Source organism: Candidatus Kapaibacterium sp. (assembly GCA_025059875.1).
Taxonomy (GTDB): domain Bacteria; phylum Bacteroidota; class Ignavibacteria; order Kapaibacteriales; family HRBIN21; genus HRBIN21.
This window is the reverse complement of record JANXCT010000001.1, coordinates 457,205-474,364: the sequence shown is the minus strand read 5'-3', so window position 1 is coordinate 474,364 and position 17,160 is coordinate 457,205. Positions and strand designations below refer to the sequence as shown.

The window sequence follows — 17,160 nt, the reverse complement described above, 5'->3', positions numbered from 1 at the left end:
GCCCTACGGAACGGGAAGCTGGATCCGCTCGTGAAGGTAGGCTAAGACTTGGTTCAACGGGATACGGACCTGCTCCATCGTATCCCGGTCCCGAACCGTCACAGTCTCATCTCGGAGCGTCTGACCGTCTATGGTGATGCAAAATGGTGTGCCAATCTCGTCTTGCCGACGGTATCGGCGCCCAATTGCCCCCGAGTCATCGTACTCCACCCGCAAGTAGCGGCGGAGCTCCCGATAGAGCTTCTGAGCCACCTCTGGCATCCCATCACGGTTGACCAATGGGAAGACGGCTGCCTTGACTGGGGCTAGTGCCGGATGGAGTCGTAGCACCGTGCGGCGCTCCGTTGTTCCCCGTCCCGGTGGGATCTCTTCGTCGTAAGCACTACAGAGGAACGCCAGGAACGAGCGTGTCGCCCCCGCAGAAGTCTCCACGACATACGGGATGTAGCTCTCGCGAGTGACGGGATCAACGTACTCCAGCCGCTTCCCGGAGTACTCCTGGTGACGACGCAAGTCGTAATCTGTGCGTGAGTGGATGCCCTCCAGTTCTCCCCACCCGAAGGGAAAGAGGAACTCGATATCCACCGCCGCAGCAGCGTAGTGAGCTAGCTTCTCATGTGGCCGAATCCGGAGCTGCTCTTCTGGGATGCCTAGGGCACGATACCAGCGGTAGCGCTCCTGAAGCCAGTAGTCGAACCACTCCTGCTCTGTCCCTGGCTTGACGAAGTACTGCATCTCCATCTGCTCAAACTCCCGCGTCCGGAAGAGGAAGTTCTTCGTTGTCACCTCGTTTCGGAAGGCTTTGCCAATCTGTGCAATGCCGAAGGGGATCTTCCGACGACGGGTCTGCAAGACGTTGAGGAAGTTCACATAGATGCCTTGTGCCGTCTCCGGACGGAGGTAGACGATGCTGCCGTCATCCTCGACAGGGCCGAAGAAGGTCTTGAACATCAAGTTGAAGTGCCGCACTTCCGTCCACTCGCAGGTCCCAGAGACAGGATCGGGGATGCGAGCTTCTACGATGATGGCATGATAGTCCCGTGCCTCCGAAGCTCGCCGCAGCCGCCCCTCCCAGTACTGTGCCTCCTCCGTCCTCCCCTCGGCGTAGAGCCGGCCGATGTAATCCTCGATAAGAGCATCAGCCCGATACCGCATCTTGCTAACTCTGTTATCCACCATCGGGTCGGAAAACTGAGCCACATGGCCGCTCGCTTCCCAAACCCGTGGATGCATGAGGATGGCAGCATCCAAGCCCTCGATATCCTCTCGCAGCGTCATTGCCTGCCACCAAGCCTCTTTGAGATTCCGCAGTAGCTCAACTCCCAACGGACCGAAGTCCCAAACGCCGTTGAGGCCTCCGTAGATCTCGGAAGACTGAAAGACAAACCCACGCCGTTTGGCCAAGGAGACTACTGCGTCTAACGAGGCTGCCGCCATCGTACTCCTTACGCGCTCCGTTGAACAACGCCTCTGGTTGCTAAGTTTGCAATTTAGTAAAGGCTAAACGCTATGCAGCCCTTACCGGAGACGCTGCTACTGCAGCTCCGTTGGGAGCTGGAAACTAGCTCCAAGGCCCTACAGGAGGGAAATGAGGGGAAGGCAAGAGTCTGCGCTCGACGTGCGGTCGCATGGTTGGTACAGGCACTGCCACAGCTGGGTTACCCATCGTACGGCACCCACGTCGGGCAGAACCTCCGGGAACTCGCAAGCGACAGCCGGCTACCGGAGCATGTCCGCCAGGCAGCAGCGCGTCTCCAGGGAGGAGCTAGAGCCCAGTTGCAAGGCCAACTCTACAGTCTCCATCCCCTCCGCGACGCGGCAATCATCCTGCATTACTTTGCCCAGCAGCTCGGCGCAGAGGAGACGATCGTGCCAATGCTGCGAGAACTCCAGCTATGCGATCCCCCCTGCGATTGCTCGCCATAGGACTTGTGAGCGCACTCTGCTCTGCTGCGCAGTCAAATTCTCCGGTAGAGCTTAGCGTCTCCCCGCCCGTCCTGCGCCGGCCCGCCGGCGACACGGCCTCGATTACCGTTCGACTACAGTTGAAGCCCGGCTGGTATACCTACAGCCTCACCCCACAGGTCAACGCTGACGGGATAGGTCCAGAGCCCTTGCGATTGAGCGTCGCTCCAGCCTCTGTGGTGGAGTTGGTAGGAAGAATCCGCGCCCCTCGCCCACAACGTAAGTATGACGAGGGCTTCCAGATGGAGGTGGAGTACTACACAGGCAGTGTCCTCTTCCACCTCCCCATTCGCATTACGGCACCACAACCGGGCCGCTACGGAGCACAGGTGGTTGTAGTCTACCAGGTCTGTGACTCCATCCGCTGCCTCCCGCCCGAAGAAGCCCGCTTGCCAATCGAGCTCGTCGTCGAAGCTGCTGCGGTTGAGGCAGCCCCTTCGGATACCTCTACTCCACCGCCACAAGCTACCTCTGTCCTCGAGCACCGAACATCTGCACCGCAGACTCAAAGTCCAGCTCCGCCAGCAGAGCAGTCGAAGGTGGCAGCACCACAGAACATCTGGCTCCTGCTGAGCATTGCAGCCGGTGCTGGAGCTTTTGCGCTCTTGACGCCGTGCGTCTTCCCGATGATTCCCATCACCGTCTCCTTCTTCACGAAGCGAGCAGAGCGGAATCGGCGGCGCGCCATACGCGATGCCCTGCTGTATGCACTGGGCATCATGGCAACATTCGTCGGCTTAGGATTCCTACTCTCCCTCCTGTTTGGCGCAACAGGCATTCAGGAGTTTGCAACGAACCCGTGGGTCAACCTAGGAATTGCTGCTCTCTTCGTTGCCTTCGCACTCAACCTGTTCGGCGCTTACGAGCTGATGCTCCCCCCCAGGCTGCTGAACCGACTCCACCAGGCATCGGAACGGCACGGCACTGTAGGCGTGCTGCTCATGGGGTTAACCTTCTCGCTGACCTCCTTCACCTGCACAATGCCCTTCGTCGGCACAGCTCTCGTGGCAATTGCCGCTGGAGAATGGTTCTATCCACTGCTGGGAATGACGGCGTTCTCCGCTGTGTTCGCTGCTCCTTTCTTCCTGCTTGCGCTCTTCCCAGCGGCCATAGCCGGACTACCCCGAGCCGGAGCATGGATGAACAACCTCAAAGTCGTGATGGGATTCCTGGAGTTGGCAGCAGCGGTGAAATTCCTCAGCAACGCCGACTTAGTGTGGGGGTGGGGCATCATCACGCGAGAGCTCTTCCTCGCAAGTTGGGTCATTTGCGGGGCCTTCATCACTCTCTATGTCCTTGGGTTCTTCCGCCTACCCCATGACACGCCGATAGAGCAGGTAGGACCGGCGCGTGTCATCATAGCTACTCTCTTCGGGACCATCACGATATGGCTGGCAACAGGGCTATGGGACAAGCCCTTGGGTGAACTCGAGGCATTCCTACCCCCACGTGACTACCACGAGCTCATAGGGAAGGACCCCTCGCAGCTCTCTATGCCAAGACTTGCTCCAACGTCCCAGGAACTGGAGTGGTACGACAACCTCGAGACAGCCCTCGCCGAAGCACAGCGTTCCGGACGCCCTGTCTTCATAGACTTTACGGGCTTCACCTGCACCAATTGCCGATGGATGGAGACCAACATCTTCCCGAAACCGCAGGTCCGGTCGCTCTTAGACAGCATGGTCCGGGTACGCCTCTTCACGGATCGCCTCACCGAGCCCTTCATCTCCAATAAGCGCCTCCAGCAAGAGCGCTTCGGGACGATAGAGCTCCCTTTCTACGCCATCTTGACCCCTTCAGGACGGACAATCGCAACGACAGGCTTCACTCGAGATCCGGATGAGTTCGCCTCGTTCCTCCGCAGAGCATTTCAGCATCGAGTCGGGTCCCTCTACTGAAGCGCGAATGATGGCACATGCAACCGGCCGTATCCAGCAGCGGACGCTTACGCGGCTTCGCGCGGAGCTTAGCGAGCTGATGCGGACAGTACAGCATCTGCGCTCTGCGCTCGCGCTGTTGGGGTGGGACCAGGAGACCTACATGCCATCCCGAGCTGCCGAGCGTCGCGCCCAGCACATAGCAACTTTAGAAGAGCTTGTGTACCGCGAGCTCACCAGCTCACGAGCTCGCCGCTTGGCTGAGCGCCTTCAGCAGCTTCTGCCTCAGCTCCCTGACTCGGACCAGCGGATGGCCCGCCTCTTCCTACGGGAGTTCCGTCGCGTCGGTGCCCTTCCACGACGGCTAGCTGTAGAGCTAGCCCACACCCGAGCCCTTGCCGTGGAAAGCTGGCGATACGCCCGAAAAGAGAACGACTTCCAACTTTTCGCCCCGTACTTGCGCCAGCTCATAGAGCTGAAGCGCGAGCAGATAGGCCATTACGGCTATGCCGAGCATCCCTACGACGCCCTTCTGGAGCTGTATGAGCCTGGAATGCGCACCAGTACACTCCAGAACCTGCTGGAGGAAGTTGCCCAGAACATGCGTGAGTTGCTCTCTTGGGTCCAGAACCGTCCCCAGCCACAGCCTTTCCTCCATCCTGCCCCTTGCGCGGCTCAATTCGTGCTCGGCCGTGCTATCTGCGAGGCGATCGGGTTTAGGTTAGACCAGGGTCGAATCGACTACGCCACTCATCCCTTCTGCACGATGTTCGGCCCCGAGGACGTGCGAATTACCACCCGCTGCGACGAAGAGGACCCACGGACATGCCTCTACAGCTTCCTCCATGAGCTGGGACACGCTCTCTACGACCAGAATCTTCCCCCGGAGCTAGCCGACACTTTCGCTGGCGATGGAGCCTCTACGGCCATCCACGAATCTCAGGCGCTGTTTTGGGAGGACATCATCGGTCGCAGTCTCGCCTTCTGCCAGTGGGCCGCCCCCTTGTGGCGGAGACACTTCAACGGTATGCTCTCCACCCCTTGGGCTGACCTAACTCCAGAGCTGCTCTTCCGCACGGTCAACTTCGTCCAGCCCTCGCTCATTCGCATAGAGGCCGACGAGGTAACATACCATTTCCACATCCTCCTCCGCTTCCGCCTAGAGGTTGCGCTCATCACCGAAGAGCTGCAAGTCAGAGACATCCCCGAAGCCTGGAATGCAGGCATGGAGGAGCTTTTAGGATTACGCCCACCCGATGACCGCACCGGCTGCCTGCAGGACATCCACTGGTCGCTGGGGGACTTCGGATACTTCCCTTGCTACACCTTGGGCAAGCTGTACGCGGCGATGTTCTGGAAACGCTTGCGGGAGGAGCTCCCTGACGTTGAGCAGTTGATCGCCCAGGGCACCTTTGGACCAATCGTAGAGTGGCTCCGCCGAAACATCTACTCTGCTGGTGCCCTCAAGACCCCTCAAGAGCTGCTTGCCGAGGTCACTGGCGAAGGGCTATCAATCCGCGACTTCGTGGACTACATCACCGCAAAACTCGAGCGCGTTTACGCAGAACCGTCATAGTCGATAGTACTCTGGGCGCCGGTCAGCGAAGATATCCCCAAAAGGACCGATTGTCTTGTCGCGAGCTCGATCTATCTCAAGCTCTGCGACGAGTACGGCCTGCTCCTCTGGTCCGGCTCGGCAGTAAATCTCTCCCTCCGGACCGTAGATGGCTGACTTGCCCTGAAAGTGCAGTTCCTCGCCTTCACGCTGCTCAACACCTGTACGGTTAGCCACAGCTAGGTAGACCCTGTTCTCTAGCGCCCGTACTGGCATAACCCTCTCCCACGCAGAGGTGACCAAGTTAGAGGGACAGGCAATGAGCTCCGCTCCCTGTAGAGCCAACGTGCGAGCTGCCTCTGGGAAGCGCCAGTCGTAGCAGATCATCACCCCAATCCGGACCCCCAGTTCTGGCACTGGAACGACGACAAATCCAGTATCGCCCGGATCGAAGCAGAGCTTCTCCTTGTAGAAGAGGTGCGTCTTGCGATAGACCACGGCAGATGTGGCTCTGGGCAGCAGCACTGCCGCAGCGTTGTAGAGCTTGTCCCGAGCAGACTCCGGGAAACCAACGACGAGCACTTGCTGCCGCCGCTGGGCCTCGCGGTGCAGCCGCTCTATCGTAGGACCATTTGCTGGCTCAGCTACGGCAGCAACTTCACACCGCGCAAGGAAGAAGTAGCCTGAGGTTGCTAGCTCGGGGAAAACTACAACGTCGGCTCCTTGCGCCGCATCCAGAAGCTCCAGAATGGTGGCAAGATTGCGCTGAACGTCACCAAGGACAGGAGCGAATTGTACCACGGCCACCCGCAGCAAGGCCATCAGAATTGCGCTTCCGGTGCCTGTCACAAATATAGCCGGGATGCTCCAGGGCGGAGAGCGTATTTTTGTGCCGTCGTCGCCTTACGCCCATGGGATTCCGCATCGCCGTAGTTGGTGCAACGGGGCTTGTTGGACGCACTATCCTGCAAGTCCTCCAGGAACGGCGCTTTCCGGTGCGGGAGCTGCGCCTTTTCGCCTCGGAGCGCTCTGTGGGACAGCTCCTTACCTTTAACGGCGAGCAAGTGCCTGTAGAAAGCTTCGCTCCGGAGCGACTCCGTGGGATGGAGCTATCGCTATGGTCTGCCGGATCGGCCCTAAGCCGAGAGCATGCCTGGAATGTTGCTGCTCTGGACTGCCTCGTCGTGGACAACAGCAGTGCCTGGCGTCACGACCCGCGAGTACCGCTCGTCGTCCCAGAGGTCAACCCAGAAGACCTAGCAGAGCACAGCGGTGTTATCGCAAATCCCAACTGTGCCACCATCCAGCTCGTGGTTGTGTTGGCACCGATCGCGCGACAATGGGGACTTCGCCGCGTTGCGGTGGCAACGTACCAGTCCATCAGCGGGGCGGGGCAGAAGGGACTAGACCAGCTCTATGCTGAGCTGGCTGGCATGGACCCACCGCATAAGGTTGCCCCGAGGGGAATTGCCTTCACCACTGCCTTTCACCCTATAGGAGCCGACGGCTGGAGCGAAGAGGAACGCAAGATCGTTGCCGAGACGCGCCGCATTCTCCAGCTTCCGACCCTACCAATCAGTGCCACCTGCGTCCGGTTACCAACCATAGGTGGACATGCCGAAGCCGTCTGGGCTGAAACCTCGGAACCCTTTACGCTGCCGGAGCTCCGGGCTCTCCTGAGTCAACAGCCGGGAGTCGTGCTGGTGGACGACCCAGAATCCCACCTCTATCCCCATCCCCGCATAGTTGCCGGACGGGATGAAGTCTTCGTAGGACGCCTGCGGATTGACGATTCGGTCCCGTCGGGGCTGTGCTGCTGGATCGTCGCCGACAACCTTCGCAAAGGCGCAGCTACGAATGCCGTCCAGATTGCCGAGCTCCTCTGTGGCCTCAGACCTGTCAGTCCCTCCCACCACGAGCATGAAGCTGCAGACTAGTGTCCTGCTGCTGTGCGGAGCTACGCTGCTGTTGGGGCAGCCCCGCATCGTCATTGATCCCCAGCGGCCGGAATTGGATACCCTAGACTTCGGCACAACCTTCGTGGGCTGGGCAGTACTCCGCTCTGTGACGATTCTCAACTTCTCTCAAGACACGGTCCTGCTCGCAGCCCCCGTCCAGCCGTACTTCTCGATTGAGCGCCTTCCAGGTCAGGGCGAGGACTCATACGACTACTTGGAGTTTGAGCCCCAGACCATTTTCCCCGTTGTTGTCCCCCCGTGGCAGACGCAGCGGATATGGATTCGCTTCCGGGCATACCCAGAGCTCTATCCTCTCGGTCTCAAGCAGGCGTCGCTGCTCCTTGGCCTACGTACTCCCCACGCCCCAGCTATCATTGCTGCCGATACCTTCGTGCTCCGAGCCTTCAAGACAGAGCTCCAAGCGGAATTTCTCCCACCACTCCTTGCAGCCGATAGCGTCTTCGTCGGAGCCCAGAAACCCTTGCAGCTAACGCTCCAGCTCTCTTTGACCCCACCACCGCCGACGGCAATTGATACCTTCGTCCGGATACGGCTGGAGACGCGCTACCGGAGCTATCCTATAGGGGCTGAGCTCCAGATCGACTCTACCGAGCTGCTCGTCCCTGCTCGTTCTCTACAGCTCGGACTTCGACTCCGGTATTGCCCCCAAGACCCCGGACCCGACACAATTGAGGTACGCTGCCTCTACCGACCATACCCAGTTGCCTCGAACGAGCGGAGCGCAATTGCCCTAATCACCGGCTTTGGTGTCGTCCACCACTGGCACTGGGAGATCCAGGATGCTTCCCCAGGGGTACAGCTCCGCGGTGACACCATCTCCTTCGGCAACGTGCGGATAGGAGGCACCGCGTTCGTACGGCTCCAGCTCCGGAACGAAGGCAACTACCGCTACCATGCTCAGGACACACTCCTTCCCCTCACCCCAGAGGCGAACGGAGCCTTTCTGGCTGTTCCTACCCCTTTCCCACCGGTGGGGATTAGACCACAGGAAGAGCTCCAGGTAGAACTTGTCTTCTGGCCCCATACGGCAGGGCTCGCCGAGGCCACATATGTCCTCACGAGCGACCTAGGCTCCCGCAGCTTCGGAGTACCATGGTCAGCCCGCCAATGGCATCTCGTACTCCGAGGTGTCGGCATTGGCCCACGGCTCCAGCTCTCTCCCAGAGTCTTGGAGCTCTGGTTCCCCTGGTCCTCACGGTGCCCGAGGGTCCAGGAGCACCGCCTGCAGCTCGGCAACACCGGCACGGACGTCCTCAAGATTGACACAGCGTGGCTCGCTACAGGGCAGGCCATTTCCTTGCAGACCCTATCCCTCCCGCTGCTCCTACACCCAGGCGAGCGGACAGAGCTCCGGGCACTCGTGCAACCACCGTCGGCTGGTGAGTTCCGGGATACGCTGTACGTACGCACGAACGTGCCTGGACGTCCCCTTGTCTCCGTACCCATACGGCTCCTTGCAGTCGCTCCCATACCAGTCTCGCTCCATCTCCCAGTACTCCGCGCTAAGCCAGGAAGCAGAATCTGGCTCCGACTGGAAGTGGACACCATACCCGAGAACGCCCATCAATGCCAGCTCGTCCTCAGCTACGATCCCAGCCTGCTGCGGTGGGAGACATGGCGGACCGAGGGAACAGCTCTAGAAGGGGCACAGATTGCCCGCATCGGTGAGCTTCAGCCCGGAGTCCTCTCCGTCCATGCCTACCAGCCGTATGGGTCGCTACGGCATCGCTCCACGCTCCTTGAGCTCGGTTTCCGAGTCTTCCTGGGCAGGCGCATGAGCACTGAGGTCTCCCTCCAGCGCGGACTTTTGGGTGATACCCTCTGTCCTGAGTTCTGGACCCTGAGTGCTGCAGGTGGCCGAGTGATGCTGGACTCCGTCTGCGGCCTGGAGGCAAAGCTCTTGCCCGAGGGAAGCCTTCGGCTAGAGCTCTTTCCCAACCCTTCTGCCGATATGGTGGAAGTGGTGTACGAGCTCCCAGTGGAGGGGCCTGTAGAGTTGGCTCTCTTCAACGCTGCTGGAATGCATGTGGCGACACTCTACCATGGCTGGCGCCGGGCTGGGATACACGTCGAACGCTACTCACTGCGATCGTTGCCACCGGGATACTACCACTGCCGCTTGCACTTTGGGGACGTCGTCCAGACGCACCCACTCATCGTGGAATGGTAGTGCTGCTGTTGGCACTGCTACTGCCTCTGGCTGCTTCTGCCCAAGGCTTCCCCTGGGAGCTCTCACCGCGGCTACCCATAGCGGCGCCCCGATGGTTCCTTGGCGCTGGCAGCTCCCTTGCTCTCCTTCCTAGTACGACTACGCTCCAGGCCATTGAGGGAGGATGGACCTGCGCAACGTACCGGAGTGGGGCTGGTGCAGGGCTTAGCGCTACGGCTCTGACTGAGTTCTGGCTCTGGCCGGAGAGTTCCCTCCAGGGTGCTCTCAGCGTAGAGCATGCTACGCTCACTCTTGCTGCTCCAGCCCAGCCTCTCCCTTTAGCCGATGGACGCCTGCTTGAGACCGAGTTCCAACTCCGCCTCCGGCTACTCGCCTTACGGGCCGAAGTTACCTGGAAACGCCAACTCTACCGATGGCTCTGGATCGGGGCCAGCGGCTGGGCTGCCTTACAGTGGAGGATGAGTGAGGAGCAATGGGAAGTCGTCCGCAGACCCGAAGACTTCTTCTTCCGCACCCTCCCCCCAAGCCGTGAACGGCGCCTTGGACAGAGCACACAGACCACCTTCCGCCCGTACGGCGTCGGACTCCGCCTTCGGGTCGGCTACGATCTCCCGTTAGCACGCTTCTCACCGCTCTATCTCTCGCCCAGTGTCTTCGTCGGCACGTCGCTCATAAGCCTCCTACAGACGGCCGCGTGGCAGCGGTACGAGATTGGGGTGATGACAGCCGTACTCTGGGGCCTGACCGAACACTAAGGCTGACATGGCTACGTCACCATCTCTGCAGCAGTCCCACAACAGGAGGACACCGATGGTTAGGCGTATAGGGCTTGGCCTCCTCTTCGTGAGCACTCTCCTCTGGTCCCAACCGAAGTTGGAGATCGTTGGTGGTGACACCTACGACTGGGGCAAAGTAGGCCCCAAGGATGATCCTTTGCGAGCCAAGATCACGCTGAAAAACGTCGGCACCGAGGTGTTGAAGATTGAGCGCGTCCAGCCCGCCTGTGGCTGCACGGCTGCGCCACTGGATAAGACCGAGCTGAAACCAGGCGAGACAGCCACCATGGACGTAACGCTACGGATTGGCGGCTCGACGGGTCCTGTCACCAGGACTATTTCCATCGTCTCTAACGACCCCTCAGCACCCACGAGGACCCTGTGGCTCAAGGCTGAGATTGTACGTCCGTTGGCTTTCATTCCAGCTCAGTACTTCGTCTTCGTAGACATGCGCGTTGGCCAAGAGGCGAAGGCAACACTGACGCTGAAGAACATGTCGCAGCAGGAAGTACGCCTCTACGACATCGAGACAACGCCGGGGCTCTCGCTGAACTTGAAGAACAACACGGTGCTGAAGCCTGGAGAGCAAGTAGAGTTGGTCGCCCGTGTCATGCCTACCCAAAAGGGCTACTACAGCGCAATGGTGCGCATGAAGACATCGCACCCAGAGTACCCGACACTGGAGATCCCGGTGTACGGGAACGTGCTTGAGGCTAGCTCGCCAGTGTTTATCCCACGATAACACTGGCGGGTCACTGCCGAAGGCATCGGGCAGGTGCGGGACAGAGGCTACACCTGCCCGTTTTCTTAGAGATCAATGCAATGCGCAGACTGCTATCGATTGCCGCTACCACCTCGATTTGCGTTGCAGCTTTCGCCCAGTCACCAGCGGAGGGACATCGCTACCTGATACGGCTCATCAATGGCGATCTCCTAGAGGGGACTTTCCTCGGCGAGGCTCTCATAGCTGACAGTCTCCCCGCCTGGCGATTTCGGACTTTAATCGGTGTGGCAACTATCGCACGCCGTGAGATCGCCGAGCTTAAGCCTCTCCACGCTGCCTACCGGCACTCCCACCGCATCTTCATTCAGCCGACAGCCGAGCCGGTTGATGGGAACTCCTTCGTCGGATTGGCCGGACTCTTCGCACTCTATGGCGGTTTAGGATTCCAGGACTGGCTCTCCATCGTAGCAGCCCACACGCTGCTCCCAAGAGTTCCGATGGCTGAACAGCTGTGGGCGCTGAATACAAAGTTCACGCTCCTGCGTACCACCAACTCCATCAGCTACGTCACTATTGCTGTTGGAGCCCAGGTGAGCTCCCTTACGGCACGACACCAAATCCTACACCTCTACACCCTTGCTAGCTTCCGAGGCGAGCGCTCGTGCATCAGTGGGATCATCTTTGGGAAGGTCGCTGGTGATGACATCCTCACCGTCCGTACAGGATCTTGGGGATCGGTCACCTTTGGGTATGCCACTGGTGCTGTCGGGCTTGGCGTTGGCCTGGAAGTTCGGCCACTCGCCCGACGGGACCTACACTTCCTAGCAGAACTCTGGAATAGCGACATCCGCAGCCCTTCGCGAACTGGACTGCTCGTTGGAGTCCGGCTCTCCAACTCCGTGTTAGCGCTGGATTTCGGAGTGTTCTGGTTCGGCTACCCGTACGCGGTCCCCGTTGCCAACATCACCTGGACGCCGCTGTAGTAGTAACACTCCGGGAACCGTCTGGCCTCCGCGAACGAAAGGCCTGCGAAATGTCTACGGTGTCGGGCTGATGGAGCCATCACCAGTGCTGTACAGCCCCATACGACGGCTCTTGGCCGTCGTGGAGAAAGAGTTTCGGAGCGAATTCCGTCAGCGGGTGGGCCTCGCTCTAACATTCCTCTCCGTTGTGTCGGTGAGCTTCATCCTAGCTCTGTCGCTCCAAGGAGTGGAGCTATCGGGTGAACTGTTCGCCGCTCTACTGTGGCTTGCCTTCTTCTTTGTCCTGAGTCCGACCCTCAGCAGGAGCTTCATTGCAGAAGCAGAGCGGGGAACCTATGTCCTCCTGCGGAGTCTCACTTCTGCAGCAGCCTTGTACTGGGGCAAGCTGATAGCCAATAGTCTCTTCGGCATAGTAGCCAGCATCACTAGCTATGCACTCCTTGCCTCCTTTCTCCGCACGCCACCAATAGCTAATGCCGCTGGGCTAGTCATCCTCCTCCTTGTTGCCGCATTCGGGTTTGCAGCAGCTTTGACGCTCCTTTCGGCCCTCCTTGCAGCCGCTCAGCATCGAGGGATGTTGCTGCCTATCGTTGCTCTGCCAATTCTCATTCCCATCCTCCTCTTCGGCATCAACGGTACCCTTGCAGCGCTCCGAGACCCAACATGGGAAGGGATCATGCCACCACTGCGCCTACTGATTGCGTACGGCGGGATCCTCAGTGTCCTTGGGTTCTGGCTCTCTGAGTGGGTGTGGCAAGAGTAGTCCCGGCAGGGAGACTACCTACCCGCAGCTTGAGGCAGACCCATACGACGCATAGCCCGCACAGCCCCACCAGAAGCGGCAAGATGCTGAATCCACGTTCTCCGCTATCTGGTGGCTGTAGTGAGCAACTGCACGACTACACTTGCACTCAGAGCAGCGCCTTGCTTGCCGTGCCGACCATTGCATCAACCTGTATCTCCGCCTGGGTCGAGGACACCAGAGCAATCTCTACCAAATACTGGCAGCACCTATACAGTCCCCTCCCTTATGCACCCCCTGCAGATTCATGCACCTACCGGGCCAGGAACGAAAGGGTCCGCCAGGAGGCTCCCCGAAGCACCTTACATATTCCGGCGATACTGTCCACCGACTTCGTAGAGAGCGTGTGTCAACTGGCCCAGGGAACAGACCTTGACTGCCTCCATGAGCTCTGCAAAGACATTCTCTCCGCGAATGGCTGCCCGCTTGACCCGCTCTAGCGCTGCGGGAGCACGATCGGCGTTCCGCTGCCAGAAGGCACGGAGGTTCGCGATCTGCTGCTCTTTCTCTTCTGGAGTGGAGCGAACGACCTCCGCTGGGATGATCGTCGGAGAGCCGTCCTTGCCCAAGAATGTGTTGACACCAATGATAGGCAGCTCGCCAGAGTGCTTGAGCTGCTCGCAGTAGAGCGATTCCTCTTGGATCTTTGCCCGCTGGTACATGAGCTCCATAGCTCCGAGGACACCCCCACGTTCGTGGAGTCGCCGGAACTCCTCTAGCACGGCCTTCTCGACAGCATCCGTGAGCTCCTCGATGAAGAAGGAGCCTTGCCACGGGTTCTCGTTCTTGGTCAAGCCCAGCTCCTTGTTGATGATGAGCTGGATAGCAACCGCTCGGCGCACTGACTCCTCTGTCGGCGTAGTGATAGCCTCGTCGTAGGCGTTTGTGTGGAGGGAGTTACAGTTGTCAGCGATTGCATAGAGTGCCTGGAGAGTGGTGCGGATATCATTGAAGGCAATCTCCTGTGCGTGGAGTGAGCGCCCAGAGGTCTGGATGTGGTACTTCAGCATCTGCGAGCGCTCATTGCCTCCGTACTTGTAGCGGATGACCTTTGCCCAGATGCGCCGGGCAACCCGCCCGATAACAGTGTACTCGGGATCCATCCCGTTGCTGAAGAAGAACGACAGATTCGGCGCAAACTCATCGATGTGCATGCCCCGGCTGAGGTAGTACTCCACGTAGGTGAACGCATTCGCCAGCGTGAAAGCCAATTGCGTAATCGGATTTGCCCCCGCTTCGGCAATGTGGTAGCCAGAGATGGAGACCGAGTAGAAGTTGCGAATCCGGTTTTTGACAAAGTATTCCTGCACGTCGCCCATGAGACGAAGGGCAAACTCGGTGGAGAAGATGCAGGTGTTCTGCGCCTGGTCCTCCTTGAGGATGTCTGCCTGGACAGTGCCACGAATGACGCGCAGGGTGTCGGCCTTGATCTTCTCGTAGACCTCTCGCGGCAAGACTTCGTCTCCGCTGACGCCTAGCAGGAGGAGACCTAACCCGTTATGTCCTTCGGGCAGTCGGCCTTGGTAGACCGGTCGCGGCAGGCCATAGCTGGCATAGAGCTCCTCTATCCGGCGCTCCACCTCCTCACGCAGTCCCTCCTGGAGGATGTACTTCTCGCATTGCTGGTCGATCGCGGCATTGAAGAACATCGCCAGAATCATTGGCGCCGGGCCGTTGATAGTCATGGAAACGGAGGTGTTCGGCGCGCAGAGGTCAAAGCCAGAGTAGAGCTTCTTGGCATCATCCACAGTAGCGACGCTAACCCCTGAGTTCCCAATCTTGCCATAGATATCGGGCCGATAGTCGGGGTCCTCGCCGTAGAGCGTCACCGAGTCAAAGGCCGTACTCAACCGTGCTGCCTGCATGCCGTAGCTCAGGTAATGGAAGCGTCGATTCGTCCGTTCAGGGGTCCCTTCACCTGCGAACATCCGAGTAGGCTCCTCGAACTGTCGCTTGAAGGGGTAGACTCCAGCCGTATAGGGGAACTCTCCTGGGAAGTTCTCTTGAAGTGCCCAGCGAAGGATGTCGCCCCAGTCGCGGTAACGGGGTAGGGCAACCTTAGGAATCTTCAGATGGCTCAGACTCTCTGTGAAGTTCGGTACCCGAATCTCGCGTCCGCGCACTGTGTACGAGAATTCCGGCTGGCGGTACCGCTGCAGTTTCTCCTCCCACGTCTGCAAGATGGTCCGGCAGTGTGGATCGAGCTGCTCCCACAGCTCGTTGAACTCCCGCTCTAGCTCATCCACGGCGTACCCCTTCTGCCGCGCGTGCTCAAGGGCGCCGTGGAGCTGGTACAGGCGTGAGGCAAGAGCTGCTTGTTCTTCTACGAAGCGATTGTAACGCTCCACCGTCTCCACGATCTCACCCAAGTATCCTCGGCGGTTAGCGGGGATGATCTCGATCTTCCTTGTCAGCTCATATCGGAGGTCCAAGTGGGGTCTCCAGTCTAACTGCAGCTTCTCCGCGATCTTGCGAACGAGCAGCGCATAGAGTGCATTCACCCCCGGGTCATTGAACTGCGAGGCAATCGTCCCAATAACAGGCATAGAGTCGAGCGGCTGTCCCCAGAGCCCATGGCTCCTCTGATACTGCTTGCGGACATCTCGCAACGCATCCTGAGCCCCGAAGCGGTCAAACTTGTTGATGGCGATGAGGTCGGCGTAGTCGATCATGTCTATCTTCTCCAACTGGCTCGGAGCTCCGTACTCGGGAGTCATCACGTAGAGCGTCACGTCAGCGATGTCCACCACGCTCGTGTCGCTCTGCCCAATGCCAGCGGTCTCCACCACGATCAGATCAAACCCTGCAGCTTTGACAATGTCAATAGCAGCCCGTACATTCCGATTGAGTGCCACGTTAGCCTCGCGCGTTGCAAACGAACGCATGTACACATGGGGATGGCTAGCGATGTTCATACGAATCCGATCCCCTAACAGAGCCCCTCCGCTCTTGCGCTTTGAAGGGTCTACGGACAAGATAGCCACCCGCTTCTCAGGGAAGTCCAAGAGGAAACGGCGCACCAACTCGTCGGTGAGGGAAGACTTCCCAGAACCGCCCGTACCAGTGATGCCCAGCACTGGGATTCGCCGCAACGGTAAGTGGCGGCGGAGTTCCTGAAGGAAGTCTGGTGCCAGCTCAGGATACTCCTCCACTAGCGTGATAGCCTGTGCTATGGCCAAGGTGTCTCCCTTGAGCACGAAGCTGAGGAGATCACCGTTGTACGTCAGCGGCGGCAAGAAATCACACTTTTGGAGCACATCGTTGATCATGCCCTGCAGTCCCATCGCCCGACCGTCATCGGGATGGTAGATGCGGGCAATGCCGTAACGATGCAGCTCTTGAATCTCCGACGGTAGGATCGTGCCACCACCGCCACCGAAGATTTTGATGTGCCCAGCTCCCCGCTCACGTAAGAGGTCGTACATGTACGTGAAAAACTCCATGTGGCCGCCTTGATAGCTCGTCACAGCGATTCCCTGCGTGTACTCCTGGATGGCTGCCTCAACGATCTCCTGCGCCGAACGGTTGTGTCCAAGGTGGATGACCTCTGCACCCGTTGCCTGCATGATGCGGCGCATAATGTTGATGGCAGCATCGTGCCCATCGAAGAGGGAAGCAGCCGTCACGATCCGAATCCGATTGCCCGGACGGTAAGGCGATACACGCTCCGCCATGTCACGCCTCTCGTGCTCGTTACCTTGCTGGAGATTGTGGACGAATTTCCCTTAACTTGTGGTGGCTGTCCGACACAGGGAGTCGTACGCTGTGAGCCCCCGTCAGCATATTGAACCGCCTGGCATCTAACACCGCTGCTAAACGAAATCCAACTCTCCAGATGCGGGCTCTTCAAACTTCTTGCTTGCACCTGGAAACTTCTTGCTTGCACCTGGACATGTTCCTCGAAGCCCCGGGCCTACCCCTCGGCCTGCTTCCTCGCAATACTGCCACCCTCTCGGTCAGTGGCTTCAACACTCGACAGAGCCTCACGCTGTGCTGTCTTCTATCCCGCAAGCCTCCTAGAAGCCTCCGCCAGTTCGCCCTGCCCCTAATTGACGCGGGAATGCCTAGCACGGCCGAGAACAGAAGCCCATGCCACGTCATGCAGGAGAATGCCACACCAATACGCCGAGCCCATGTGCTCACGCAGCTATGACGCCGAGGATACCCATGGCTATGGCTAGACACCACGTGGCCAACATCGCACAGAAGGGTAGGCATAGAGCTTGCCTGTGCCTTAACAGGGCACTACCCGAACCACCCTATCCCCCTCATACAGCAGCTCGCCCCCGAGCTTGCACCCTGAGCAATACGGTTACTCCACAACTGCAC

General features: G+C 59.2%; 12 protein-coding genes. 9 read left to right on the top strand and 3 right to left on the bottom strand.

Translation table 11 applies throughout. The annotated features are described in order from the left end of the window. Positions 1-3 precede the first annotated feature (3 nt). On the bottom strand, positions 4-1,437 hold the full coding sequence (locus NZ960_02195) for a glycine--tRNA ligase (protein ID MCS7176426.1): 1,434 nt from the start codon (positions 1,435-1,437) through the stop codon (positions 4-6). Positions 1,438-1,509: 72 nt separating this feature from the next. Here NZ960_02195 and NZ960_02190 point away from each other — a divergent pair, with 72 nt between their 5' ends. The 3 genes from NZ960_02190 to NZ960_02180 are packed head-to-tail and all read left to right on the top strand — an operon-like array spanning position 1,510 to position 5,418. Next, positions 1,510-1,926 (top strand): hypothetical protein, encoded by a 417-nt coding sequence (locus NZ960_02190; protein ID MCS7176425.1) that lies wholly within the window; start codon positions 1,510-1,512, stop codon positions 1,924-1,926. After that, on the top strand, positions 1,896-3,863 hold the full coding sequence (locus NZ960_02185; protein MCS7176424.1) for a protein-disulfide reductase DsbD family protein: 1,968 nt from the start codon (positions 1,896-1,898) through the stop codon (positions 3,861-3,863). Before NZ960_02190 ends, NZ960_02185 begins: the two co-directional genes overlap by 31 nt. Before the next feature lie 7 nt (positions 3,864-3,870). Continuing rightward, positions 3,871-5,418 carry a carboxypeptidase M32 gene (locus NZ960_02180; protein ID MCS7176423.1) on the top strand — a complete coding sequence of 516 codons (1,548 nt, stop codon included), beginning with the start codon at positions 3,871-3,873 and terminating at the stop codon, positions 5,416-5,418. Here NZ960_02180 and NZ960_02175 read toward each other — a convergent pair. Next, the gene (locus NZ960_02175; protein ID MCS7176422.1) at positions 5,413-6,219 is read right to left on the bottom strand and encodes a carbon-nitrogen hydrolase; all 807 of its coding nucleotides are present in this window, start codon (positions 6,217-6,219) and stop codon (positions 5,413-5,415) included. The genes NZ960_02180 and NZ960_02175 overlap by 6 nt on opposite strands. Positions 6,220-6,308: 89 nt before the next feature. Between NZ960_02175 and NZ960_02170 the strand changes: the two genes are divergently transcribed. From NZ960_02170 to NZ960_02145, 6 genes are all read left to right on the top strand, one after another. Continuing rightward, entirely contained in the window at positions 6,309-7,334 is a 1,026-nt protein-coding gene (locus NZ960_02170; GenBank protein MCS7176421.1) for an aspartate-semialdehyde dehydrogenase, read from the top strand. Further along, the gene (locus tag NZ960_02165; protein MCS7176420.1) at positions 7,318-9,546 is read left to right on the top strand and encodes a hypothetical protein; all 2,229 of its coding nucleotides are present in this window, start codon (positions 7,318-7,320) and stop codon (positions 9,544-9,546) included. Before NZ960_02170 ends, NZ960_02165 begins: the two co-directional genes overlap by 17 nt. Next, entirely contained in the window at positions 9,540-10,301 is a 762-nt protein-coding gene (locus NZ960_02160) for a hypothetical protein (protein MCS7176419.1), read from the top strand. Before NZ960_02165 ends, NZ960_02160 begins: the two co-directional genes overlap by 7 nt. A 55-nt stretch (positions 10,302-10,356) precedes the next feature. Then, entirely contained in the window at positions 10,357-11,064 is a 708-nt protein-coding gene (locus tag NZ960_02155) for a DUF1573 domain-containing protein (protein ID MCS7176418.1), read from the top strand. Positions 11,065-11,144: 80 nt separating this feature from the next. Next, positions 11,145-12,029, top strand: coding sequence for a hypothetical protein (locus NZ960_02150; protein ID MCS7176417.1), 885 nt, complete (start codon positions 11,145-11,147; stop codon positions 12,027-12,029). A 70-nt stretch (positions 12,030-12,099) separates the two neighbouring features. Further along, positions 12,100-12,792, top strand: coding sequence for a heme exporter protein CcmB (locus NZ960_02145; GenBank protein MCS7176416.1), 693 nt, complete (start codon positions 12,100-12,102; stop codon positions 12,790-12,792). 341 nt (positions 12,793-13,133) lie between these two features. On the opposite strand, the gene NZ960_02140 is transcribed toward NZ960_02145, so the two are convergent. Then, positions 13,134-16,505: a methylmalonyl-CoA mutase family protein gene (locus NZ960_02140; protein MCS7176415.1), complete on the bottom strand. Its 3,372-nt coding sequence runs from the start codon at positions 16,503-16,505 to the stop codon at positions 13,134-13,136. Positions 16,506-17,160 lie beyond the last annotated feature (655 nt).